The organism is Tenacibaculum sp. 190524A05c (assembly GCF_964036595.1).
GTDB classification, from domain to species: domain Bacteria; phylum Bacteroidota; class Bacteroidia; order Flavobacteriales; family Flavobacteriaceae; genus Polaribacter; species Polaribacter platacis.
On record NZ_OZ038523.1, the window covers coordinates 583,578 to 609,259 of the forward strand.

The following is a 25,682-nucleotide window of genomic DNA, read 5'->3' on the forward strand; positions in this document are numbered from 1 at the left end:
TTAGAAAAGATTAATTGTTGATTTTTGAAAAGTACAGGTCTTCTAAAGTTGCTTTTATAGGAGTAAAACCGTTTCCTGGATGCACTTCACTGAATACATGAATTATTGGTTTTCCTAGAAATAGTTTATCATTTATCACATGATATTCCTGTTTGTAGTGTTCCAATTCTTCTCTTTTAATACTCTTTTGGTATACTTTTCCTTCTAATTGCTGAATCAGTTCTAATGGCTTTCCTTTAAGTACTACTTCTCCTCTATTCATAATGGCCATATTTGAGCACAATTCTTTTATATCATCCACAATATGAGTTGAAAAAATAACGACAATATTTTCCGCAATTTCACTTAACAAATTATAGAACCTGTTTCGTTCTTTTGGATCTAAACCCGCTGTGGGCTCATCTACAATTAATAATTTCGGATTGTTCAGTAAAGCTTGCGCAATTCCAAATCTTTGTTTCATTCCACCAGAAAATCCTTCTAAGTTTTGTTTTCGTACCTCATACAAGTTGGTTTTATACAGTAATGCGTCAACAATTGCTTTGCGTTCTTTTTTAATGGTAATTCCTTTCAAAACAGCGAGGTGATTCAATAAAATTTCTGCTGACATTTTAGGATACACTCCAAATTGCTGAGGTAAATACCCAAGTACTTTTCGAAGTGAGTGTTTATCCTTTTGAATGTTAATGTTGTTAAATGATAATTCTCCTTGATCAGCATCTTGTAATGTGGCTATCGTTCGCATTAAAGTAGATTTTCCAGCTCCATTGGGGCCTAATAATCCGAACATTCCTTTTGGAATTTCTAGAGATATATTCTGCAACGCTTTTACACCATTATCATAGGTTTTACTTAAGTTTTTTATAATGAGTTCCATAAGTTGACTTTTAAAATTATATGCCAAACCTATTTGGAATCTTAAATTCTTTAAAGTTTTAGGGAGGAATTAGAAAGAGTTGAATGTGAAATGTTATGAAGAAGGTTTAAAGTTCGTTTGTCACAGTTCTAAGGAGTTTTATAACTGATTTTTGATAGTTTATCAACTTATTTGTCTGCACTAGATTTATTACCTAATATTGAATTGTGATTACAAAAATTAAACATATCAAAAAGCTATTTACAGTACGAAACATACGTTTTCTACTGTTAGTAATTGGAGTTATAATTGTCCTATTTAACGATGTATTCGGTAAAATCGAAGGATTCATAGAATTTTTGTTTTTATACTTTATTTCTGTTTGTATTGCAGTAGCACATTGGTTGTTTGTGAATATAAAATTCATTATCAATCTTAAGAATGAAAAGGCAAAAACGGAATTAATGCATTTGCAATCTCAAGTAAATCCGCACTTTTTCTTTAATATGTTGAATAATCTTTATGGATTGGTAGATAAAGACAGTGAAAAAGCTAAAGCATTGATTTTAAAGTTGTCTGATATGATGCGTTACAGTATTTATGAAGGACAAAAAGAGTATGTAACTTTAGCTAAGGAAATAGATTTTATTCAGAATTATATTGAACTTCATAAAATGCGTTATCACAAAAACATTGATTTGAAATTCGAAATTGATGTTGATTATGATCAATTGAAAATAATGCCATTATTGTTTATCATTTTAGTTGAAAATGCCTTTAAACACGGAGTTGAAGTATTACGTAATGATGCTTTTGTAACTATTGCTATTAAAACTATTCAGAATAAGGTTACCTTTAGTATTCAAAATAACTTTGATTCCGAAGAAAAATCGGTGCAAGGAATTGGATTAGAAAATTTAAAAAGAAGGTTAGAATTAGCATACCCGAAAAAGAATGAATACTCAACTTTGATTGAAAATGAAGTGTACTCAGCAAAACTTTCGATACAATTATGATTAGATATATAATAATTGATGATGAACATATTGCCCATGATATTATAAAAGGATATTGTGATGCTTTACCAAACCTTTCGTTTGTGCAACATTGTTATGATGCTATAGAAGCTATGGAATGTTTACGAAACCATCAGGTGGATTTAATCTTTTTGGATCTGAATATGCCTAAACTAAAAGGATTTGAGTTTCTACGCACCTTACAAAACCCTCCTAAAGTAATTGTAACAACCGCGTATCAAGAATATGCTTTAGAAGGTTATGAACTTAATATTATTGATTATTTGTTAAAGCCATTTGGTTTTGATCGATTTGTAAAAGCTATTAATAAAATAGAAGCGTTAACTACAACAGTTTCTAATGTAAATGTTAGTAAAGAAACAAACAGTTTGTTTTTACGATCGAATAAGAAATTAGTTCAGGTAAAAACAGAAGAAATTCTTTTTATTGAAGCCACTGGTAATTATGTAAATGTTACAACTACTGAACAAGAAATTAAAGTTAGAGAGAAGATTTCAGACATATTAGATGTATTACCTGATGATGCGTTTTTTCAAGTTCATAAATCCTTTATTGTAGCAAAGAAACATATAAATGAAATTGAAGGAAATCGAATTTTAATTCGAGATTTTGTGATTCCTATCGGGAAAACCTACAAGTTAAATTTGAATAAATTATTGAGCTAAAACATAAAAAAAACCGATTCATTTGAATCGGTTTATCTTTTTTTATTCTTCTGATAATTCGTGAGATTTCCAATTGAGTATTTCTTTAATTAAAATCACATTGGCAACTGCCATTAAAAGCAATATTAAAATCTCTGAAATATTCGAAGGTTCATAAATTAAGGCTGTTATAAAATGATAAACATTAAATAAACCTAACAAGCAAGCCCAAATTAAAGAAGTCCATTTAAACCAGTTTTGTGAAAGAGAAACGGTTAAAACAGCAAATAAAAATGCCATTCCTTCCAATATAATTCTCCATTGATGTGCCCAACCTGGTATTTCCCCGTTAGATCCTTCTAATACTAAGGATTCTTGAAAATAAACATTGGCAATTCCGTAAACGTGATGAAGTATGAATCCAATGACTAATAAAGTCCATAATAGAATAACTTTTGTTCTCATAGGTATAAAATTTTTATCTTTTTTGATTTGTAAATTTTGGTTTGTTATAGTTTGGTTTTCCTCTTGCTTTAAGAGAGTTTTTAAGTTTTTATAGTCAATCGGGTTTTTCGAATAACTACTTTGTTCTTTTATAGATGGTTTAATTTTGAAGTAAATTAATAATGCTGTTATAGATAAAAACAACCATAAAACATCAATAGTAAAGATTTCAAATTGTTTATTGGCATAGGTTTTCCAGATCCAGTTGTTAGAAACTAATCCACTAACTACAGGAACTATAAAACCAAGAATTCCACCAATTAAAAGTGTAGTTTTATTAGTGAAATAATTATTCCTTTTAAATCGATAGTATAAAATCAGAATAAACCAAATACCAAAAAACCAAGTATATAGAATACTCATTTTTTGAGTTTGATACACCTCTGGAAGTATTTTGACAATAATAAAAAATAAAGCTGTAACGGGAAATAAGGCTAAGCAAATAGCAAGATAAATATGTCCGACTTTCGTAGTGTATAATCTTTGTCTTAGTGTTTTACTTTTTTTATTTCTGGCTTCAATCCAAATTAAGACTCCAGTTATAATTACAAAACATGTAATTAACGCTAGAATAAAATATATAATTTTAACACGAGCTCCACCATAAGTAGCAAAATGTAGTCTACTCATCACAAATTGAGAATCCACCAAATAATCTAATTCATTTGGAATTTTCTGATTTAAAATTTGACCTGAATACCCATCAATTACCATTCTTCCAATACCAACGAAACGATCTTTATCTTCTAATTCACCAGTAATTACATATTGCATATTCTTTCCTCCATAGTTTTTTATAAAACATTGCGAAATATGGAAGTTTTCCCATGTATTTGAAACTTGATTTAATGCAGTATTAAAATGTATAGCATTTTGATCATCCTCCTTCTCTCCTATCCATTCTATAACTTTTCTTTCAGGACGCATATCTCCAATAAGTTTATCCTGATCTCCACCATATAAAAAGTTTGCTGGAAGTAAAACAAGTATACTAAGTGCGAAATAAGCTCCAGTTACTGCAAAAATAAACTGATACGGTAAACCAATGATTCCTAATGCTGTATGTGCATCGGTCCAAACCCTTTTTAAAGCTATTTTAGGATTGAAATGGTAGAAATTTGGAATAATCTTTTTCCAATGAACAATAACACCCGTAACAATAGCAAATAAAAAGAAAAGCGCTACAAATCCAGCTAAATAAACACCGATATAAGGTATTTGAGCAAAAAAGTGCAATCTATATAAGAATTCTCCTAGGCTATAATTTTCTTCATAGGTTCTCTCTTCTAAAGTTTTGGTATTGATGTATAAAAACTCACCATGAACTTCCTTTTTAGCAACCGTTGAATCTTTTACTTCGCCTAAAAAGGTATAAATTGTATTTCCCTTAACATCAAGATTTAACTGAATATCTCTTCCAGTTAAACTATATTTTTTATCAAGATGATTTAGAACCCCATCAACATTAAAGTCAGCTTTAGAAGTATGTGTCTCGATTTTAGGAGCTTCCCATATTTCTATTTCTTCCTTAAATAGTGAAAATGCACCAGCGAAAAATATAACATAAAGAGCAACACTAATTACAATACCACTTACTGTATGTGTATTGAAAAACACATTATAATTTCTTTTACTCATTATAAGAACGGATTATTTTGATTTCCAAAATGATAAATCAGGTACAAGACAATCATAATTAAGAGGTATAAACCCCAAACTTTCCAACCATTTCGAAACAAGAAAGGAACAATGAGTAGAATTGTCCACAGAATAAATACAGTAAAAACTGAACTGATTAGAATTTCTTTTGGATATGGAAACCATAATGGCAAACACATATGAAACAGAGCAGTAATAAGATAACCACCTAAAATTCCTGCTGAAATCTTAGCAAATTGCTGCCAAGGTGATGGATTTAAATATTTTGAATTAGCTGGCATACGTAAATGTTAGTTCTGTAAAAAAAAGAATCACGAATAGAATTAAAACCTTGTTTAGATTAATTATCCGCATGGGTACAAATAGTATAGTGCAACTTAAAATTGAGATTAAAAGCATTAACCAGATTAGAATTCCACTTGTAAAACCAAATGAAATAATAGAGCATATTAGTCCAATAAAAAGTAGAACTATACCTGCTAATTTTGAAAGTACTGTGTTGGATTGCAGCCAACTCTCCAAAAATGAAGAACTATTAATAAGTGTTCTTTTGGATGTATTATAAAGAGTAAAACAAGCTAATGAAATAATAAAAGTGATTGATGTTATCATCTCTAAATTGTAAAACCATAAAACTCTGAAGGTAGGTCAGAGTTCTATGGTGGTTAACACATTATATAATTCAAATTATTGAATACAGTACATTAAAATTTATAGCTAATAGAACCTAAATATGCTCTAGATGGTTGTGCATTTACGGTACTCCAACCTTTATAATACACTTTATCAGTTAGGTTATTAATTTTAAATCCAATTCTGAACTTTTCAGCTTCATAGTAAGCTCCCGTATTATAAACTGTATAACTTGGTAATTCAAAAGTTCCAGAGATTGCATTATTAATTGTTAGATGTTCAGACGCTCCATTAAATCCAGCTCCAATTCCGAAGTTTTCTAAGAATGTACCTTCTCCAAATCTGTAATCTACCCAGAAATTATAGTTATGTTGAGGACCAGCTTCTTCAGGTCTTCTATTTAATAATTCAGTAATTTCATTTCCTTGTTGAACTACTGGTTGTCCAGAACCATCTAGTACTGTTCGTTCTGCAATACTACTAAACGCATCAGTAATTTTACTATCGTTGTATGCATATGAACCTCTAATATTTAATCCACTAAAAGGATTTGCATTCATTTCAACCTCAATACCTTTACTTACAACTTCTTTAATATCAATTTGAGCAGTTGTTAAAAATGCCATAGGATCAGTTGTTGTAATATTATTAGCAATAATATGGTAGTAAGAAGCTCCTAAATTGAATCTGTTATTAAATAAGTTTGTTTTAATTCCTCCTTCGAATTGATTTGCTTTAACAGGTTGAAAGTTCTGAACTTCTACATTCGTTTCTGGCTGACCAGTTGTAGGATTTATTGTTGTAATTGTTGCAACTACAGGATCTTTATTTACAAAACCAGTTTGATAGTTACCGAATACAGATAATTCATTTGGAATTACTTGATATACTAATCCAGCTTTTGGAGATAACGTTGTTTTTGTATAATCGTCATTAGAAGTTGAAGTATCTCCATCTTGATCGAAATGATCTACACGTAAACCTAAGTTAACTGTTAATTCAGGAGTTACATTTATTACATTAGAAACATATGCTGCATAAGTTCTAGAATTTGTTTTAAAATCATTTACTGGAACATTTTTAAAAACATTTTCTAAATCAGAAGCAGAAATATCATAATTCGCATTCGGTGTAAATATAGGAGAAACTATATCACCTTGTGCGTTTAAAAATGCATCAAAATATGGAAACCCAGCAAAACCGCCTCTAATTTGTCCTCCAACTCCATTTAAAAAGGCTGCTGTTGTTGCATCAACTGGCGCAAAAACTTGTGGATTTTCTAGAAAGAATAAAACATTACCTAAATTAGAACTTTGATCAATAATTGGACTTCCATTTTGATTTCTTGAATGTTGAGATCTATCTACAAAATCTATACCTCCTACGAATCTATTTCTAAAATCACCAATTCTAAAATCACCAATAAAGTTTTGTTGTAAGTTTAAATTTGTTGCATTTGCGTTTCTCTTATCAAATATTCTTGCAAATGACGGTGTTGCAGTTAAAGCTACAGATTCATTAATTAAAGGTGTTATTGTTGATCCTAAGACAGCATTTAAAGTTGGATCTGCTAATAATTGACCTAAAGCTCCTGAAATTTGTAATAATCCAGCTGCTCCTCCATCAATATTATATTGATAAAATCCTCTTGTAGAAGCATAACTACTTGCAAAAATAGTTTGAGATGTCCATTGATCAGAAAGTTTGTAATCAACAATTGATCTTGTATTAAAGTTCAATGTATTTAATTCTACGTCATCTGATGTAAAAGACTTTGTAGGATCAACATTTAATTCTTCTACGTTTGTTGGAACTTGAGCTGTAACTCCAAATGGAGCAAGAATTGCGTTCAAACGATCTTGACCTAATCTATTAACGAATAACATTGAAGGATTGGTCTGAGAAGTTTGTGCGAACTCAAATCCAAAAGATAAATTTAAACGATTATTTACTTTATGAGTAATAGATGGAGCAACGAAGAAGGTCTTTTTAAATCCTGCATCTTGAAAGCTATCTTGAGTCAAATAAGTTGCATTTACTCTTAAATACGTTTTGTCACTATTTACCATTGGCGTATTAAAATCAATGGAGAATCTATTTAATCCAAATGATCCAGCAGTGTAAGATAAACTTCCTCCTTCTCCTTTAAATGGTTTTTTAGTAACGATATTGATTAAACCACCTAATGAAGTTTCTGTACTTCCGAATAATGTAGCAGATGGACCTTTTACAACTTCTATTCTTTCAATATATGAAGGATCTAATGCACTTAAAGTAAATCCAGGCATTCCATCAACTAATTTTGGTTGTGTTGCAAATCCTCTAACAGAGAAATATCCTGTTCCTTCTCCTGGAGCACGTCCAGTAGCTTCCCATAATTTACTAATCCCTGTAGAATTATTTAACGCATCCTCTAGGTTGGTTACAATTTGAGATTCTAATAAATCTGAAGTAATTGTTGAATAAACCTGAGCATTTTCCAAGTCGTTTAAAGGAAGTTTTGATACATAAGCAGTTTTCTTTCTTGAGAATTTGTTCGTTCTACCTGCAACCACTACTTCTTGTAGTATTTCGTTTCCTTGGAATAATACAATTGACACTGAATTAATTGGCGCAGAAATCGTGATCTCTTTTGTTTTATATCCGATTGAAGAAATAACTAAAGTTTGTTGACCAGATATGTTATCAATCTTAAAATTTCCATCAATATCAGTATCTGTTCCATTAGATGTTCCTTTAATTAAAACAGTTGCGCCTACTAATGGTTCATTGTTATTATCAATTACATTACCACTAATTTGGGCGTAAGTAATTAAGCTATAAAAACATAGCAAAGATGAAAGTATAAATCGTTTCATTTATTTTTATTTAGACTTATTATATATTATTTTTGTCGCAATTATGTTCCCCACGAACTTTAATTATTTAGAATTAGTATAAATAATTGATTTTGCAAGTGCAAAACTACCAACTATCGTGATTACAAAATGACGTAATTGGGATAAAAAATGACGAGCTATGTATACTATTGATATTGATATTAGTATCGATAATAAATATGTTTTAGATGAGATTTTAATACTTAAAAGTATTAACGATCACTGTGGTTTAGAAACTAAAGAATACACCGTAAAAGAAAGCTTTGGTTCTGGCTTTGTAAAGAGTTGGAATTTTGATGGTTTAATGATACGGCATCGAGAGGTTTTATTTTCTTCTGACATTAAAGTTAGAGGTGAACAGAAAACCAATGCTCTTATTTTTTCCATATTACTAAATGGCGAGAAAATGATTTCTCTACCTCAATCTAATATTGAATTGATACAGGAAGAATCAGAGAGTTGTATTTCATTTATAAACTTAGCCAATGGTTGTGTAGTTTACCCAAAAGGAAAACTGATAAGAGAAATTGTTATTAAAATGTCTGATGCTTTTATTCAAAAACATCAGTTAGACAAGGACTTTCCAATTTACGAGGATTATGACGTAAGTAACTTAAAAAATAATTTTTCTAATCAATTAGATTATAAAACACAGCAAATCGTAAATGAATTATTAGAAGATAATAGAAACGGATTGTTAAAAAGATTGTTCTTAGAATCTAAAGTCTTAGAATTACTAATGTTACGTTTTGATAGTAAAAACTCTGGAATTAAGAATTCTACTACTTTAAAAAAGGTTCATTTAGCCAAAGATTTTATCATAAATAATTTAGATGTTCAAATTTCTATTCAAGAACTTTCTAAGAAGGTGTTTTTAAATGAGTTTCAATTAAAAAAAGAGTTTAAGTCGAATTTTGGAACTACTATTTTTGATTTTGCTTTACAGCAAAGAATGGTTGAGGCGAAGAAATTACTCTCTAACACCTCAAAACCCATCTATGAAATTGCCGAATTAGTCGGATATAAGAATCCAACCCATTTTTCAGCAGCCTTTAAAAAAATTGTAAAACAGACTCCGAAACAATATCGAAATACCGTTTAGTTCTTTACTCCTCTTCTTTCCCAAGCTTCTTCTCTATAACTTTCAGCTCTTTTACCACCATCAATGTGATTCCATCCTGGAGGCATTACTACGTACTTAATTTTATCGATAATGGTTGGAGCATTTTTAACATCGAACCACAGCTCTTTCCACATTAAAAATTGAACATGCCAAAAGCTCTCACTATTTAGTTCGTCATGCATTACTCCATATTCAATCTTTTCATTGTCGACTTCTTTCTGAAATGTTTTAAATATTCGATCCCAGATACTAAAGGTTTCACCGTAGTTTCTATCTAAATAAATATGATTTTTTGCATGATGAACACGATGAACTGAAGGTGTAATAAAAATATATTCTAACCACTTATGTTTACCTACATATTTTTCACTGATATGAGTTAAAGTAGCATATAATCTCGCAATTGGCTCAATTACAAATATCATAAATGGATGAAAACCTAAAATCGGTAACCAAATGAAATTAAATGGAGTGAAAAACACATCAAAAATAGATCCTCTTGCCACCACAGTTAAATTCATTTCTTCTGCTGTATGATGAACTCCATGAATGCACCAAAGGAATCTTACTTTATGTCCTAGGAAATGGATGAAAAATACAGTAAAGTCATACAATAAGTAGGCTATAATCCAGTAATACCATTCAAATCCAAGTTCAAATATTCGAAAATTATATAATCCGAACATTACACCAACAATTAGCACTTTAGAAAGTAAAAAGTAAGGAATGCTTTGTACTAAATAAGATACAATACTAACAACACCTTCTTTTTTACTTTCAATATAATTAGAGAAGATAAGTATCCCCCACTCTAATAGCATTAGAACTAATACAATCAAACTCATATGAGCTAATGATACCGAAAGGTTTTCTATTGTTTGTAAATCCATTTTAATTAACTGAAAAAGTTGTTTTTAAAAAATCACATATTTGATTTAGTGCAGCCTTAGAAGGATTGGTGTCTTTCAATGCATTTAATACAACAAAATCATGAATAGTTCCGCCATATCTTGTTGAAATTACTTGAACTTTAGCCATTCTTAATTTCTTTGCATACGCTTCACCTTCATCTCTTAGAACGTCATATTCGGCGGTAATCAATAATGTTTGAGGTAAGTTTGTTAGCTCTTCATTTGTAGCTTTCAAAGGAGCAATTTTACTCGAATAATGCTTACTTTTATCTGGAGCATACATATTCCAAAACCAGATCATAATATCTCTAGAGAGATAATGTCCTTTCGAAAATTGTTCGTATGATTTTGTATTCGTATTCGTATCCGTAACTGGGTTGATTAGAATTTGAGATACTAATTCAAATTCTTGTCTTTCTTTGGCCATTAAGGCAATTACAGCCGCCATGTTCCCTCCTGCACTATCTCCTCCAACACTTATTTTATTTGGATCCAATCCATGTTTTTTTCCATGTTTAGAGAGATATAAAGCGGTTAAATATCCTTCCTCATTGGCAATTGGAAATTTAGCCTCAGGTGCTCTTGAATACTCAACAAATACAATTCCAATATTTGCTCTAAGTGCAATATCACGCATTAATCGTTTATGAGTTTCAAAACTATTGTAAACCCAGCCACCGCCGTGGAAATAAATCAAAACAGGTAATATTTTTTTCTTAGATTTTTTAGGTTTTACAACAATAGTTTGAACTGTTTTTTTATTCAAATTGAATGTCTCATTTTCAATAATTACTTCATCATAGTTTAGAGTAGAGTCTTTCTGCATTTCTACCATTGCATTTCGACCAATTTCTAAAGATAAGTCTTGTAAAGATGGCCCATCGTATGAGTGAATAGCGTTTAAAAACTCTTGAACATCAGGATCTAAACCATAGCTTCCAGCCAAATTGGTTTGTGCAATTCCTTTTAAATGAAAGATAATTGCTAATAGTATAATTAGTTTTCTCATTTATTAAATACCAGGTTGTACGGTTTTTAATTCTCGGTTTTTACGACTAGCAAGCATTTTATTTATGAAATGTAGCACTGTAAAAGTTCCCACATTAATTCCTAAAATGATAATTAAAACCGTTATCTCGTTGTATGCTGAAAAGTTTGTAAAAGCTAATGTCCAGTAAATTAATACCCATTGAATTAAATAGAACGGAGTTACATTTTTACTGCAGTAAAAAAATAGCTTAGAGATATAATTATCTCTTGGTAATAAGCGTTCAATATGATAGTAAAACCAAAAAAGAACTAACAATATTCCCATTAACCCCATGGTTCCGCCAGGACCTAAATGATAATAATCTCCAAAGTGATATTGATAATCATAATCACAAAGTAGCTTTCCTGAAATTAAAAACACAATTCCAAGAATCAACATAGGTCGAAATAATGATTTTTCTGGATTATCTTGATTTTCAAGATAACTAAGACCTAAATACAATCCTATTAAAATAAAGGATAACCAAGGGAATAATGGAAAGTATACATCAAAGTTATTTCCCCATAAGAGATTTAAAACGTAATCAACTCCAGGAATTCCCAATTGTAAACCGCTTACTACTTTTGATAGCCACATAATAACCAAAGCAGCTACTAATGTTATGTGTTTGTTTTTTACTAAAAATTTGAATGATAATCCAATAATAAAAAGTGAAATACCAACTAATTGAAACATATCTCCTTTCAAGAAGTAATTTAACATTCTTACAGGATTATTAATTGAAAGTTCACTCGCTTGTACGAAAGCTTCAGGGAAGCCTCCAAAGAGTAAAAGCGGAACTATAAAGCGCAGAAAATTTAGAACATAACCTAAACCAATTATTAAAAGTGCCTTTTTTAAAATTCCGTTTTTATTTGCATTTCTAGAGAATGCGAAAGAAATTCCCATTACAATTAAAAATATAGGAGAACCTCTTTCTAATAATTGCACAAAGTTACCTGTAATGCTATTTTCCCAAGTATCCATAGTTGCGAAAAGCATTAATACATGTACTGGTATCATCATTAATACACTAAAACCTCGAGCAAAATCAACTGCTCGTACTCTATTTTGTTTTTTCATTTTATTTGTAGTTGTTGAGAAGGTTTATAAGTTTTGCCAGCTTAATTTTTTAGATAAAGGCTTTCTTCGTCTGTTTCCTAATTCTATATCTTCTTTTAGATGTCCCATAAAGAAAATTCCAAGAAACCTTTCTCCTTCTTCTAATTGTATGCGTTTACCATATTCCATTGTTGCTTCTGCGGTATCCCAATAACAACCTAAGTTCATAGCAGTGCAACTCAACCACATGTTTTGAATAGCACATGATATGGCTGCAATTTCTTCCCATTCAGGAAGCTGAGCTCTTTTACTAGGCTGAAATACTAAAGCTAATAGCGTGGCATTTTCAGCATATGATTTTGTAGTTTCATAGCGTTCGTTAGAAAATTCTTTTTCTGTATATAACTTTCTATAATAGTCCGCCATATATCGGCCTAAATCTTGTTGATGTTGGCCTTCCAGAACAACAAACCTCCATGGTTGAGTAAGTTTGTGTGTTGGAGCCCACAGACCATTAGTTACAACAGCTTCTATGGTTTCTTTACTAACTTTTTGCTCTGAAAAATCATATGCGTAAGTCGTTCTTCTCTCTTTAATCAATTGTGTAAATTCCTCAAAATTCATATTATACAGATACTGAAATAGTGTTAGTAATTATTCTTTCTTTTCTGAATTTAGCTAAAGGATTTTCAAGTGTTCCAACTAATTTTAAACTTTCAATAGGATCGGCTAAATCTAACATTTGCTTGGTGTTACCTAATTGTAATCTATTCAAACAACAACGATCAAACTCATCAACAAATAAATCATAACGCTCATATTTTTCTTTGAATTGAGGGAATTCGTCTTGATATTCATAAATACATTCTGCTACCAACTGCCAGAAATTATGTTCAGAAAATCCGATTTGAGTATCCAGTTGTGCTGCCATAAATCGAAAGAAACAATCAAAAACATCAGTAAAAATTGATAATACCTTCATTGTATCTGTAGTCTCTGTAAATAAGCGATCAACATGTTCAGGTAATTCCATTTTGGTATTAAATACAATTACTTCTTCTGTAATATCTTTCATTAATACATAGACAGGAGTATGTTCTTCAAGAACCATTATTAAATTTTCTCCATGCGGCATAAACACAAATTCGTATTGATAAAAGCAGTGTAATAATGGTGATAAATACGCCCTTAAATAATGTTTAATCCAAGTTGTAGCACCGTAAGGAGAATTTTCAATTAAAGATGCTAATAGTGAATTGTCTTCAGAGTCAAGATGTAATAATGCAGCCATTGTTAATACTCTTTGATTCGAAGATATTTTGGTAAATGGACTTTCTCTCCATAATGCCGAAAGCATTTTATTATGAGGATTTGTTTTACCTAATACTTCATAATAATGATTTTGATATCCTATCGTTGCCACCTCACCAAGCATTGTAAATCCATTGTTCAACAAATATGAATCTTCCGATAGAAGATTAGTAATCCAAGTGGTAATTGGTGGAGTACTTTTCATATAGTAAGGAGACAAACCTCTCATGAATCCCATATTTAGAATGGATAAAGCTCCTTTTGTATATAATTTTTCTGGATTTGTGACATTAAAAAGTGTTCTTATAGATTGTTGTGCTGAATATTCATCTTCACTTTCTCCAACAAAAACTATATTCTTTTGTGCAATGTCTGCGGCAAATACATGGGTAATTTTATTTGTCCATTGCCAAGGATGAACAGGCATGAATAGATAATTATTTATATCTAAATCCATGTCTTTAATTATTTGAGAGAATTCATAAACTTTTTCCTCTCCCAATTCACTGCGTAATAGATTGTCGTAATCATAATCTTTGATGCCTGTGAAAGAAGCATAATTTTTATGGACTCCAATCCAAACTATGTGAAAAGGTTTGTTTGCTTCAGGTGCGTATAATTGATAATCATTGGTGTTAAATCCTATTCTACCATTATTGGCAACAAAACAAGGATGACCTTCAGTCATTGCATGTTCAATATCTTGGAAACTTTTATTGTAAAGTTCATTGGCTAAAAATTTCTCATTAGCCAATTTATAAGCTGCTCCAAATAATGTACTTGTTATTTCTTCTAAATACGTTCCTAAAAACTGATCTGGAATACCAAGTGTTTTTCTGAATTCTGTTATAAAAGATAAAGCATCTAAAGATCCGTTATATGTATTTCCGTCACGTTTAGTAATACTTTTAGTATCGATGTACCAATGATCTAACAGGTATTTTTTAGCGTTAAATTCATAAGTAAATTGCTTACAATCAGAAGTAATTCTGTAACGATTCCAACCATTCTCAGATTTTAAAAATTCTGGTGTAAGAATCAGTTCATGAGAAAACTCGCTAAGCGCTTTCTTTATTAAATTACGATTTACAATTTCCCAAATATGAGGTTGTAAATGTGATATATTCCTATCAAACATTTTAAATTTTCTTAATTGCTTCTTGGTATAATTTCTTAGTACAAAAAGCTAATGATGCTACTTTATGTGGCAATTCTATTTCTTTCTGGTATACAAAACCTGCTTTCTTGTTTAACAAATGAATTTTATCATTGTTTTTGTCAGGTTCCACTACTACTCTATTTACAAAGGATAAACTGAAGAAATATTCCATTACAGTTCTGAATACTTCCCAAGTAAATTTTGGTATTCTTTTTTCAACAGGAGCAACTAAAATGTGCATTCCATAATCGTTATCCAGAGCTTCATAATGAGATGAAATGATGTCTTCAGAAGCTTTATATCTCTCCATTAGAAAAATAGGTGTATCGTTTAATAATCCGATATAGGTATGATGATGATTGTTATCCTCAATTTCTTGATATGATTGTTTTACTTCATCTCTAGTTTGTCCTAACATTCCCCAATATTTTGCATAGGGTTTTGTTACCCAACTAAAAAGTGTATCTATATCAGAATCTAATTGAATAGGTCTTATGCTCATTGTACCTATTCCCTCAATTTCCCTACTAAAAACTATTTGATTCGTTGAAATCATATTATACTTCTTGAGTTTTAAATTGAGCTATCGGATTTGTAAGTTTTCCTGCAAATTGTAACAGTGCTACTGGATCGTCTAAATCAATCATTTGTTTATGATTATTTAGTTGTAATCTATTTAAGCATGATAGTTTGAAATCATCGGCAAACAAGTCATACTGTCTAAATTTCTGCTCTAATTGAGGAAATTTAGCTTGATATTCAGAAATATTTTCTGCAACTAATTCCCAAAATCTATTTTCACTATAGTTTGCATGTTCTTCTAAAATTGGTGCTAAAAAGCGGAAGAAACCATCGAACATGTCTGTAAAAATTGATAGTAATTTTACATCTTCAGGAACGGGCGCATACATTCGTTTTAAATGCTCTGGTAATTCTACATCTGGGCTTAAAATACAGGCTTCTTCAGTAATATCTTTTAATAAAGCATATGCAGGAATATTATCTTCTAAAACAAGAATTATATTTTCTCCATGAGGCATAAATACTAAGTCATAATAGTAGAAACAATGTAACATTGGACTTAGATATGCATTTAAATATTTACGAATCCAATCATCTATTGATAGACCTGAATCCTTAATCATTTCTGGTAATAAAGCATTACCATGATGATCAATATGCAATAAAGCGGCCATGGTAATTGGCTTTTGATTATTCTTAACAATAGAGTATGGACTTTCTCTCCATAATGAAGCTAACATTTTGTTATAATCATTATGTGGACCAAACTCTTCAAAATATGGATTCACATAACTTACTGACCCAATTTCACTGAGCATTCTAAATCCGTTCTCTTGAATATAAGAATCGTTATATAGTAAATTCTCCAACCAAACTGCCATCTTAGGAGCTGTTCCGAGATAATACAGCGGCAACCCTCTCATGAAGCCCATATTTAAGATTGATAAGGCAGATTTGGTGTAGAATTTTTGGGGATTACTAGTATTAAATAATGTTCGAATTGATTGTTGAGCTAAATATTGATCAGGTCCATAACCTAAACAGATTAAACCTCCTTTAGCAACTTCTGGGGCAAATATGTTCGCAAGTTTATTAAACCATTGCCAAGGGTGAATTGGTAAAAACAAATAATCTTCAGGATTATATCCTTTTTCTTTGATGGTTTCATTGAACTTCTCAATTGTTACGGTAGCTAACTCTTGACGGATTAACTTTTCATACGGTAAACTTTCAATTGCAGCATAAACAGCTTTACTTTTATGACCAGCTAACCATAGTAATGAAAATGAGTTTCCTGCCTCTGGTGCATAAGAACGATAATCAGTACTGTCAAATCCAATTCTTCCATTATTAGCTACAAAACCTGGGTGACCTTCTGTCATTGATTGTTCAATGGTTTGAAAATCAGCAGTAGCTAATTCTTTGGCAGTTGGATTTCCTTTGGTTATTTTGAAAGCACTACCATATAAAGTACTGATGATTTCTTCCAAATAAACAGGCATTTTTTCGTCTGCAATTCCCAATACTTTTCTGAATTCTTTGATAAAGAAAATAGCATCTAATTCTGCTACTTGATTATTAATAGTTTTTCTAATCGAATTTTCATCGATCATATAATGGTTTAATGCTAAGGGTTTTGCATTAAAAAAATAAATGACGTTACTATCGTCAGCCTTTATTACGTATTCTTTGTAACCATTTTCTAAATCATTTTGAATTTCTGGCTCAATTAATAACTCGTGAGAAAATTCACACAATGCTTTTTTGATTAATAAACGATTAGCTTGTTCCCAAACAGCAGGCTGTATATGTTGAGTTGATTGTTGTGGAGAAACCACATTATCTATTGTGTTCATAGTACTTCTCTTTGAAGGTAAAGGAGATTTAATTTTTTGTTGGTAATTTTCTTTAGTTAAAAATGTGAGCTGTGCTGTTTTGTGTGGTAATTCAACGATTTTATCTAATTGAAAACCTATTCTTTGGCACAAGGCAAACATCTTTTTATTTCTTATGTCTGGCTCTACTAAAATTCTATAGACCATCAAATCACAGAAAACAAAATCCATAATGGCTCTAAACATGAACCAAGTGAAGTTGTCTACTTTATTTTCTTTTGGAGGAGCAACTATAATATGAATTCCAGTGTCTGAATATTTAGCATCGTAATATTTACCTATTTCGTCCTTTCTGGGATCATATTGTTCTAAAACAAAAGCAGGTTCATTTTTATAATAACCTACAAATGCATTGTAATGATCTGGTTTAGTTAATTTCTTATACTCGTCCTTAACATCATCAAGTGTTGAGTTTTGCATTCCCCAAAACACAGCATATTCTTTATTTACCCAAGAATGTAAGAATTCTGAATCTTTTTCAATTTGAAAAGGACGAATATCAATGGTTCCAAAACTTCTATACTTTTTACTGAAAACTATATTCTCTGACATTTTCTTAGGTTTTAGCTAGTTGTTTATGATGTACTCGAACAGATTTAAACACGAAGAAGTATAATACTAGTGTTATAATGAATCCTATAAACGCGATAGTAAACGGAATTTGAAGTCCAAAGTCTTCTACAACAATCCCTACACTCAAAGAAGCTAATAAAACGCCTAAGTTTTGGAAAAAGTGAATTTTACTATAGTCAACAGCATAAGATTCTGGGGAACTTAATTCAAACAACAACACATCGAATTTTACTACACCTTGAAAAATTGCCCAACCATAAATGATTCTTCCTGTAACTACAAATAACTCTGAAGGTATTCCTTGTAAAAACAGTCCGATTAAAGCAATACATAAGGCATTTATAATTCCTTTATAACCATCATTTGTATTTCTTTTATTGTTTATCCAAAGCGCAATTAAAGCAACAAAACCTGGGATTGCATAAATTGTACCCGAAACGAGTTTCGTTTTAAAGCTTGAAAAACTTTCCCAATACATTGAGAAAAATGGTCTAATTAGAAAGTCACTGAAATATAAAATCAGCGTAATAATTCCTAATTTTAGAATAAACCCTTTAGGTAAAAAACGCTCTTCTTTTGGACCTGATTCTTCAGAAACTATTAAACCTGTTGCATACTTTTTACTTCTTAATAAATAGGCACTCATTCCCATTTGAACGAAATCTCCTAATGCCATTATTAAAAATATATTTCGAGGATCGATTAGGTCAACAGTTAAACCACCAATCACAGCACCCAAAATTCCACCAAGATGTACAACTACAGATAAAAGGCCAATTGTACTTGGATGTTCTTCTTTGGTTATAATTTTTAAAATGTATGGATACACCAATAAGTAACTTCCTTTAAAAATCACCATGGTTAAAGAAATTACCCAAAAAGCTATATATGATTCTGTGTAGAAGCAAAGTAAAGCTAGTATTCCAGCTACAAACTGAGTATAGACTAAAATGTTTAATTCTGATACTTTTTTTGAAACATATGCCCAGAATGGAAATGCAATCATAACCATGAAACATATTGCTGCGAAATAATATCCGACCAATTCAGGATTCTTTATACCGAAACGTAATTCAAAGAATTGTGGATAAAATGGATGCAATAGATAATCACTAACTACCGCAACTAACGTCATAACTATTAAAAAAGTTTTAAGCTTCATATTCATTTATAATAGTTACAGGTATTTCCTCGTCTTCGTGTACTTCAAATTGTTGAAATGCAATTTTTTGTTCGATTGGGTAATGTTCAATCCCAGTCATTTCTTTAATGATATAAGAATTTCTATATGCCGCCATTCCTAAATCTGGAGTTACAAAACCGTGTGTATGCAGTTCAGCATTTTGAACAAATATTTCATTATTTGAAATGTCTATACTATAGTTTCTTCCTACATCAAAACGTTCTTTTGCGTCCCATTTAATTCTATCTGAGATTCCATCAACAAAATCAGGAAGTTGATAAGCATATCCAGTTGCTAAAACTAAACCTTGAGTTGTATGTCTGAAATACTTGTCTTGCTCAATTTGATGTAAATCTAACTGAATTGAATCCTCTAATACTTGCGTGTTAATTAATTCAGAATTTGTACGAAGAGATACTTTAATTGGGGCTTTAGCTGTAACTCTTTTTGTATATAAAGTATCATGAATTGCAGCAATTAAATCGCTGTTAATTCCTTTGTATAAATGCTTTTGATTTTTAATTAAATCATCTCTTTTCGATTCAGGTAAATTATAGAAATAGTCAACATATTCTGGAGATGTCATTTCTAGTGTTAACTTAGAATATTCAAGTGGGAAAAACCTAGGAGAACGGGTGATCCAATTTAGTTCATATCCAATAGAATCAGCTTCTTGTAATAAATCATAAAATATTTCTGCTGCGCTTTGTCCACTTCCTAAAACTGTAATTTTCTCTTGCTTGTGTAGCTCTTCTTTATAGTTTAAATATTGAGAAGAATGAATAGCTTTATCTTTTAATTTCTTACAAGATTCCGGAATGTACGGTGGAGTTCCGGTTCCAAAAACTAGTTTCTTCGCCTTATATATTTTAATCTCTTGTGTTTTTGTACAAGTACTAGTCACAATATATAAACCACTTTCTTCCTCGTAATCAATATGCGTTACCTCTGTATTGAAATAGATATTAGATAGCTTTTCAATAGCCCATTGACAATATTGATTGTATTCATTACGCAATAACAAAAAGTTCTCACGGATATAAAAAGAATACATTCTCCCCTGCTCTTTGATATAGTTTAAAAAACTGAATTGATTTGTAGGATCAGCTAAGGTTACCAAATCAGCCATAAATGGAATTTGTAACGTTGTGTCTTCTAACAACATTCCTGGATGCCAATCAAAACTTTCTTTTTTATCTAGAAAAATTCCATTTACGTTTTCAATTGGTTCTGTTAAACAAGCTAATCCTAAGTTAAATGGACCAACTCCTATTGCAATAAAATCTGCTACATTGCTCTGCTTCATAATGCTTCTGTTTTAGGTTGATAAAGTTTACCTGTTTCTTCAATCATATCTACGATGTTCAACAAGTTATTTATGGTGTTTTTTGGGTTTAAGAGTGTGAATTTTAAATAGATGTTTCCATTTAATTTAGTACTTGCAATTGATGCTTTTCCGGCTTTGTATAAGGTGTTTTTAATATGAAGATTCACTTCATCATGCGTTGGTTCATGATCAGCTTCAGAGTTTTTATATCTGAATACAACTGTACTTAATTCAGGAACATGCGCCAATTCAAAATTCGGATTAGTAAGCATGCTATTATATACCTGTTTTGCCAAATGATGTACTTCTTCTAAATAAGAAGCAATAGTTTTTGTTCCTAAGGTTTTTAAGGTTAACCAAACTTTTAAAGCGTCGAATCTTCTTGTGGTTTGAATAGACTTTTCAATCAAATTCGGTCTTTCAGAATCTTTATCTTCTATAGGATTTAAATAGTCTGCATAGTAAGAAACGTACTGAAAATGTTTTCTGTTTCTGGCTAAAAATGCGCTACAACTTACGGGTTGGAATAGTGTTTTATGAAAATCTATAGTAATTGAATCTGCATATTCAACTCCATCAAAATAGTGATTATGAGTTTCTGTTAACACATAACATCCACCATATGCTCCATCCACATGTAGCCAAAGTTCTTGCTCTTTTGCAATTTTCCCTATTGTTTTTATGGGATCGAAACTTCCATAATCTGTAGTTCCTAATGTAGCTACAACTGCAATTGGAATATTCCCTTCTTGTTTAGTTTTTTCAATTGCAAGAACTAATTCTTCTGTGTCCATGCACATTCTATTATCAACTTTTACAGAAACAACAGCGTCATATCCCATACCAAGAAGAGCGGCGTTTTTCTTTATACTAAAATGCGATTTTTCCGAACAGAAGATTCTAAATTTACTAACCTGATCAGACCATCCATTTTGTTTGATGTTGATTCCGAATTTCTCGAAAGCATAATGATCTCTGGCCATTAATAAAGCCATGAAGTTTGATTGTGTTCCACCACTAGTGAAAACACCATCAGAATAATCATTAAATTTAAATTCGTTGCAAATCCAACGAATTACTTCTTGTTCAATAAAGGTTGCTGAAGTACTTTGATCCCACGTCTCAACTGCCGTATTTACAGTTGTAGCAATTAGTTCGGCAACAATAGATGGCAATGTAATTGGACAATTTAAGTGGGCTACGTAGGTTGGATTGTGAAATGCAATTGCATTTTCTATATAGAGTTCATTTAGTTCTTCTAACGCTTTATGAATCGGGTTTGAAGAGTTTATATCGATTAATCGTGCTTTTTGCTTATTAATTTTAATCTCTTCAATATCGTCACCTTTGTAAAATTTGCGATTCGCTAAAAATTTTTGAATATATACAAATGTTTTGGCTAGGTAGTCTTCATATAATGCTAACGATTCATCATTAAATAAATAACTGTTTAATGACAATTCTTTAAAAGGAGGAGCTTCGTTTACAATCATTATTTTTATTTAGTCTTAATAATGACGCAAAATTATAACGAGATAAAAGATCTCTAATGACGTATATTGGATAAAAAAAGACGCTGAAGAAACTATGTTTAAGATTTATTAAACAATCATGAGCTTAATTCATAATATTTAATGGATTGAGATTTTAATGAATTTGTAGACCAATCTGTCCATTGTCCGGTTTCAGGATTATAACCACATTTTAAAGGCTTACTATATATATATTCAGGTTTATCTAAAAAGGCACGACAGTCTGTGCATATATATCGAAATTCACAGGTTTTACAAACATCAACACTATCTTTGGTAATACTCCAAAGTTTAGTGAATTCCTTATTTTCTATAACTTCACTCAATGAAGTAAATTTAATATTGCCAAAATCTTTTTTCATTGATGGGCAATTCCTTATTAAACCATCCGTATCTATGGAAATTTTTCTATTTAGACATGAATTGAAATTTTTAGCTTCTGTATATTCTTTGATTCCAGATACATTGAAATTCTTAAAATTAATAATACCACAGGATTTATTTGAAACTATATTTTGTTCAGTAGCTATTATATAACCTATGCTTTCATTATGACGTTTAACTTTTCTTACTTTATTATTTGGAGCATTATAAAAAGTAATTCGTTCTACTATGTAATTACTTCTCATTATAGATAACAATTCATCAATCAAATTTTCATTTTCGTATTTTAGAATAAGCTCAATAGAATTTAAATAATACTTATTTGCTTCTGTAATAATATTAGAAATGAAAGAATAATCTGATTCAGAATACGCTCTAAACTCAACATGCTGACAATTTAATAATGATAATTGTCGTAATATATCATTAACGTCGTATTTAGATTCATTAAAATCTATTATTGCATTTGTAATTTGATGTGGACTATCCCATTCGGTACTCATATCAGGGAATAGAGAGATGTCATCAACATATTCACCTAATTCATTTTCAACTAAAAAATCCATTAACAATTTGAAATTTGATAGATCTTCTTTAGTCATTAAATTCTCTATATCCGATATTTTATGTGTCTTTAATTTTTGAAAAATAGTATAATATCCTTGTGGTAATTTATAAATATCATGACGGGTTAAATCGTGAATTAAACATTCTTTAACACCACTTACAATAACACAATCTGTATATATTAAAAAGTAATTATTTTTCATTTTCATCATCAAAATTTATGTTCGAGTAATCAATTATTTTAGAAATAGGTTTGTTGAATCTAGTGTATAAATGATATCCACCTAACTCAATATTATCCTTGCCATCTAGTAGCTCTTTTTCACTTGACTGCATTTCATTGTATAATATGAAATTATACCATAGTGGTAGGTTTTTTGTCAAGGATTTATTTGTTATTAATTTTTTGATTTTAAGTTCCATACTTGTGTTAAAGTTCCTTTGCTAATTCTCTTTCTAAATAGAAATTGCATGGCGTTGATACCATACTAAATTGTCCAACTGGATTTATTTCTAGGAATATGTAATTTCCGTTTTTATCTACCATTATATCAGCTGATCCAGTATTTAAATCTAATTCATTAAATAGTGTTTTTAAATTTTGTTCAATTTTTTCAGGTAACTTAAAAGGAATATTTCTATTAGGTTTTGAATTATTATACTTTCGAAAATCTAATTCCGTTTGTTTATCATTCTGGGAAAAAACACACATAGAGTAAAATTTACCTTTTAAATAGAATACTCTCAATTCATAACGTTTTTCAACTAAATTTTGAAATAAAGTAGGAGAAAAAATATCCGGAAAAGAATTGATATTATCCAGATTAACCTTTTCTGTATAAGTATAGTAACCGTGATTTTCTGTGAAATGATATAAATTATCTTTAATTGATTTGGTGATTAATTCATTTTCTGATTTTAAAATTTCACGAAGTTGCTTTTTAGTTGTGGCAATGAATGTTTTTGGTGTTTTTAACCCAATTTCTTTAGCTAACTCTAGTACTTCTAGTTTATTTAAATTTGCATTGTACTGTTTACCTACACTTTTCTTTTTTTCTAACTTTTTATGTATAAATTTAATAAGAGTTCTATTTTCCTCTTTAACTATATTTTTTAATTCATTTCCATCTTCCAATAAAATTTCTTTGTCTTTTATTCCGTAGTTTGCCTTAAAGTGTTTGAAGCCTAATCCAGCTTTTCTATACCATACACCGTTAGCACTATTCAAATCGTATATTTTATTATTTTTTTGAAAAATAATGGTGTTATCAAATGTATTTAGTTCTAAAAACTGAGTGTCATTAGAGTCACCGTTAATTCTTAAGTATGGTTTGTGAAGAAAATTTAACCACTTACATACTAATGTGGTTGTGAAGTCTCCTTTTATGGAAAAAATTAATTTCATTATAATTAGTTTTAAAATAATAAGCTAGAAATTCTAGCTTATTATTCGTAAATAGAAAATTTGGGATTAACTATAGAATAGTTATAGTTTCCTCTATTTCATTAGTTTTGATCTTCAATTTCCTTATCTGTATCTGCTGATGTCCCACCAGAGTCAGTATCTTTATCCCACCCCATACTATTTGTAGCAGCTGTACCACAATTGGTATCTGTGTTAAATAATCGTCCTCCATAAAGGTTTGATAATGATTCTTTTTCAATTTTTTTTCCAAAAAACTTTTCTAATGACATAATAAATTAATTTAATGATTACTTACTCTATTTAGGCTTTTCAGTATTCGCCTTGGTTACAACTAAGAACTCATTATCATGTTTCTATTTACACATATTTGTTACTATGCTAGTTTTATTTATTTTATAAATAGTCATATTTTTCATTTTTAAAACGTCCATTAAATCCTGAAAATGATTTACTTAAAGTATTTCGTTATATTTTATATTAAGTCGGGTATAATAGCTTTTTCTTTATAATTGACGTTTTTAGACAAGTTTCTGTGATTTTCTTCAAGTATATTTAGACTATGGAAAATCATACAATGAAATATATTCAGTCAGGAGAACTTCAGATTGCGGCCTCTTGTGAAACCACTTGTAATAGAATTACTGAGGTTTATCATCCTAGCTCCCTCCTGCTCTATACTCAAATAGGAAAACTTCATGTAATTGTAGGTGAAGATGAGTTTGAAATTCCTAGAGGTAATTTTGCCTTACTACGAAAATATACAGAAGCAAAGATGTTTAAAACGTGGTCTGAAGATGAAGGTCTTGCTAAAACCTATGGTTTTGGATTAACCAATGATTTTATAAATAAAGTAATTCATAAAATAGAATTACCTAAAAAAAACTACATAAATGATTCGTTTTTCGATATTCCGAATACCAAGAAATTAAGTGACTTGATGAACTCTCTAATTGTTTTTATTGATGATGAAAAATCCATTGATATTAATACTGTTGAAGTTAAGACACTTGAAGCATTACGAGCATTAGCGGAAGCTGATAATGGAATTTTAAATATTTTCAAAGAGTTTTCGAATAACGAGCGAGCTAGTATTGAAAAGCTGATGAGACACAATTTTTTGTATAATATTCCATTAGAAACTTTAGCAAAACAATCCGGTAGAAGTTTATCAACATTCAATCGAGAGTTCAAAACAATTTTTAATGAAACTCCTCATCGATGGATTATGAAAGAGCGACTGTATCACGCAAGAAACTTGATGAAATCAAATAAGCATAAACCGTCTAAAGTTTATTTAGAATCTGGATTCGAAGATTTATCACATTTCAGTAAAGCTTTCAAAAAACAATTCAATATTACTCCATCTGAATTTTATAAGTCTTTACAAGAGCTCTAAACTAAATTGACGTTTTAAGACAAGTTATATCTATTTGATTTTATTAACTTTATAAGAAACTAACAAACC

The 25,682-nt window shown here is 30.3% G+C and carries 22 protein-coding genes; 4 read left to right on the forward strand and 18 right to left on the reverse strand.

All coding sequences use genetic code 11. The features are described 5' to 3' along the window. Positions 1–10 precede the first annotated feature (10 nt). A complete protein-coding gene (locus tag ABNT61_RS02560; protein WP_348744721.1) occupies positions 11–877 on the reverse strand; it encodes an ABC transporter ATP-binding protein in 867 nt (288 codons plus the stop codon). A 206-nt stretch (positions 878–1,083) separates the two neighbouring features. Between ABNT61_RS02560 and ABNT61_RS02565 the strand changes: the two genes are divergently transcribed. Beyond that, positions 1,084–1,872: a sensor histidine kinase gene (locus ABNT61_RS02565; RefSeq protein ID WP_348744722.1), complete on the forward strand. Its 789-nt coding sequence runs from the start codon at positions 1,084–1,086 to the stop codon at positions 1,870–1,872. Further along, positions 1,869–2,558, forward strand: a complete 690-nt coding sequence (locus ABNT61_RS02570; protein ID WP_348744723.1) for a LytTR family DNA-binding domain-containing protein — start codon at positions 1,869–1,871, stop codon at positions 2,556–2,558. Before ABNT61_RS02565 ends, ABNT61_RS02570 begins: the two co-directional genes overlap by 4 nt. A gap of 42 nt (positions 2,559–2,600) precedes the next feature. Here ABNT61_RS02570 and ABNT61_RS02575 read toward each other — a convergent pair whose 3' ends face one another. From ABNT61_RS02575 to ABNT61_RS02585, 3 genes are all read right to left on the reverse strand, one after another. Beyond that, a complete protein-coding gene (locus ABNT61_RS02575; RefSeq protein WP_348744724.1) occupies positions 2,601–4,679 on the reverse strand; it encodes a PepSY-associated TM helix domain-containing protein in 2,079 nt (692 codons plus the stop codon). Beyond that, the gene (locus tag ABNT61_RS02580; RefSeq protein WP_348744725.1) at positions 4,679–4,981 is read right to left on the reverse strand and encodes a hypothetical protein; all 303 of its coding nucleotides are present in this window, start codon (positions 4,979–4,981) and stop codon (positions 4,679–4,681) included. Before ABNT61_RS02580 ends, ABNT61_RS02575 begins: the two co-directional genes overlap by 1 nt. A 423-nt stretch (positions 4,982–5,404) precedes the next feature. Next, positions 5,405–8,191, reverse strand: a complete 2,787-nt coding sequence (locus ABNT61_RS02585; protein ID WP_348744726.1) for a TonB-dependent receptor — start codon at positions 8,189–8,191, stop codon at positions 5,405–5,407. A 160-nt stretch (positions 8,192–8,351) separates the two neighbouring features. On the opposite strand from ABNT61_RS02585, the gene ABNT61_RS02590 reads away from it, so the two are divergent. Beyond that, positions 8,352–9,314, forward strand: coding sequence for an AraC family transcriptional regulator (locus tag ABNT61_RS02590; RefSeq protein WP_348744727.1), 963 nt, complete (start codon positions 8,352–8,354; stop codon positions 9,312–9,314). Here ABNT61_RS02590 and ABNT61_RS02595 read toward each other — a convergent pair. From ABNT61_RS02595 to ABNT61_RS02660, 14 genes are all read right to left on the reverse strand, one after another. After that, positions 9,311–10,225 carry a sterol desaturase family protein gene (locus ABNT61_RS02595; protein WP_348744728.1) on the reverse strand — a complete coding sequence of 305 codons (915 nt, stop codon included), beginning with the start codon at positions 10,223–10,225 and terminating at the stop codon, positions 9,311–9,313. The genes ABNT61_RS02590 and ABNT61_RS02595 overlap by 4 nt on opposite strands. A gap of 1 nt (position 10,226) precedes the next feature. Next, positions 10,227–11,255, reverse strand: coding sequence for an alpha/beta hydrolase (locus ABNT61_RS02600; protein WP_348744729.1), 1,029 nt, complete (start codon positions 11,253–11,255; stop codon positions 10,227–10,229). 3 nt (positions 11,256–11,258) lie between these two features. Beyond that, entirely contained in the window at positions 11,259–12,359 is a 1,101-nt protein-coding gene (locus ABNT61_RS02605; protein WP_348744730.1) for a heparan-alpha-glucosaminide N-acetyltransferase domain-containing protein, read from the reverse strand. Positions 12,360–12,383: 24 nt separating this feature from the next. Then, positions 12,384–12,962, reverse strand: a complete 579-nt coding sequence (locus ABNT61_RS02610) for a nitroreductase (RefSeq protein ID WP_348744731.1) — start codon at positions 12,960–12,962, stop codon at positions 12,384–12,386. A gap of 1 nt (position 12,963) precedes the next feature. Beyond that, positions 12,964–14,787: an IucA/IucC family siderophore biosynthesis protein gene (locus ABNT61_RS02615; protein ID WP_348744732.1), complete on the reverse strand. Its 1,824-nt coding sequence runs from the start codon at positions 14,785–14,787 to the stop codon at positions 12,964–12,966. 1 nt (position 14,788) lies between these two features. Then, positions 14,789–15,364 carry a GNAT family N-acetyltransferase gene (locus ABNT61_RS02620; RefSeq protein WP_348744733.1) on the reverse strand — a complete coding sequence of 192 codons (576 nt, stop codon included), beginning with the start codon at positions 15,362–15,364 and terminating at the stop codon, positions 14,789–14,791. Between the two features lies 1 nt (position 15,365). After that, positions 15,366–17,777 (reverse strand): GNAT family N-acetyltransferase, encoded by a 2,412-nt coding sequence (locus ABNT61_RS02625; RefSeq protein WP_348744734.1) that lies wholly within the window; start codon positions 17,775–17,777, stop codon positions 15,366–15,368. 4 nt (positions 17,778–17,781) lie between these two features. Next, positions 17,782–18,933, reverse strand: a complete 1,152-nt coding sequence (locus ABNT61_RS02630) for an MFS transporter (protein ID WP_348744735.1) — start codon at positions 18,931–18,933, stop codon at positions 17,782–17,784. A gap of 16 nt (positions 18,934–18,949) precedes the next feature. Further along, positions 18,950–20,287, reverse strand: a complete 1,338-nt coding sequence (locus tag ABNT61_RS02635) for a lysine N(6)-hydroxylase/L-ornithine N(5)-oxygenase family protein (RefSeq protein ID WP_348744736.1) — start codon at positions 20,285–20,287, stop codon at positions 18,950–18,952. After that, positions 20,284–21,801, reverse strand: a complete 1,518-nt coding sequence (locus ABNT61_RS02640) for an aspartate aminotransferase family protein (protein WP_348744737.1) — start codon at positions 21,799–21,801, stop codon at positions 20,284–20,286. Before ABNT61_RS02640 ends, ABNT61_RS02635 begins: the two co-directional genes overlap by 4 nt. Before the next feature lie 116 nt (positions 21,802–21,917). Further along, positions 21,918–22,994: a grasp-with-spasm system SPASM domain peptide maturase gene (gene gwsS, locus ABNT61_RS02645; RefSeq protein WP_348744738.1), complete on the reverse strand. Its 1,077-nt coding sequence runs from the start codon at positions 22,992–22,994 to the stop codon at positions 21,918–21,920. After that, on the reverse strand, positions 22,984–23,175 hold the full coding sequence (locus tag ABNT61_RS02650) for a hypothetical protein (RefSeq protein WP_348711888.1): 192 nt from the start codon (positions 23,173–23,175) through the stop codon (positions 22,984–22,986). Before ABNT61_RS02650 ends, gwsS begins: the two co-directional genes overlap by 11 nt. Positions 23,176–23,221: 46 nt before the next feature. Continuing rightward, on the reverse strand, positions 23,222–24,196 hold the full coding sequence (gwsG, locus tag ABNT61_RS02655) for a grasp-with-spasm system ATP-grasp peptide maturase (protein ID WP_348744739.1): 975 nt from the start codon (positions 24,194–24,196) through the stop codon (positions 23,222–23,224). A 101-nt stretch (positions 24,197–24,297) separates the two neighbouring features. Next, positions 24,298–24,486: a hypothetical protein gene (locus ABNT61_RS02660; RefSeq protein WP_348744740.1), complete on the reverse strand. Its 189-nt coding sequence runs from the start codon at positions 24,484–24,486 to the stop codon at positions 24,298–24,300. A 290-nt stretch (positions 24,487–24,776) separates the two neighbouring features. Between ABNT61_RS02660 and ABNT61_RS02665 the strand changes: the two genes are divergently transcribed. Next, a complete protein-coding gene (locus tag ABNT61_RS02665; protein WP_348744741.1) occupies positions 24,777–25,613 on the forward strand; it encodes an AraC family transcriptional regulator in 837 nt (278 codons plus the stop codon). Positions 25,614–25,682 lie beyond the last annotated feature (69 nt).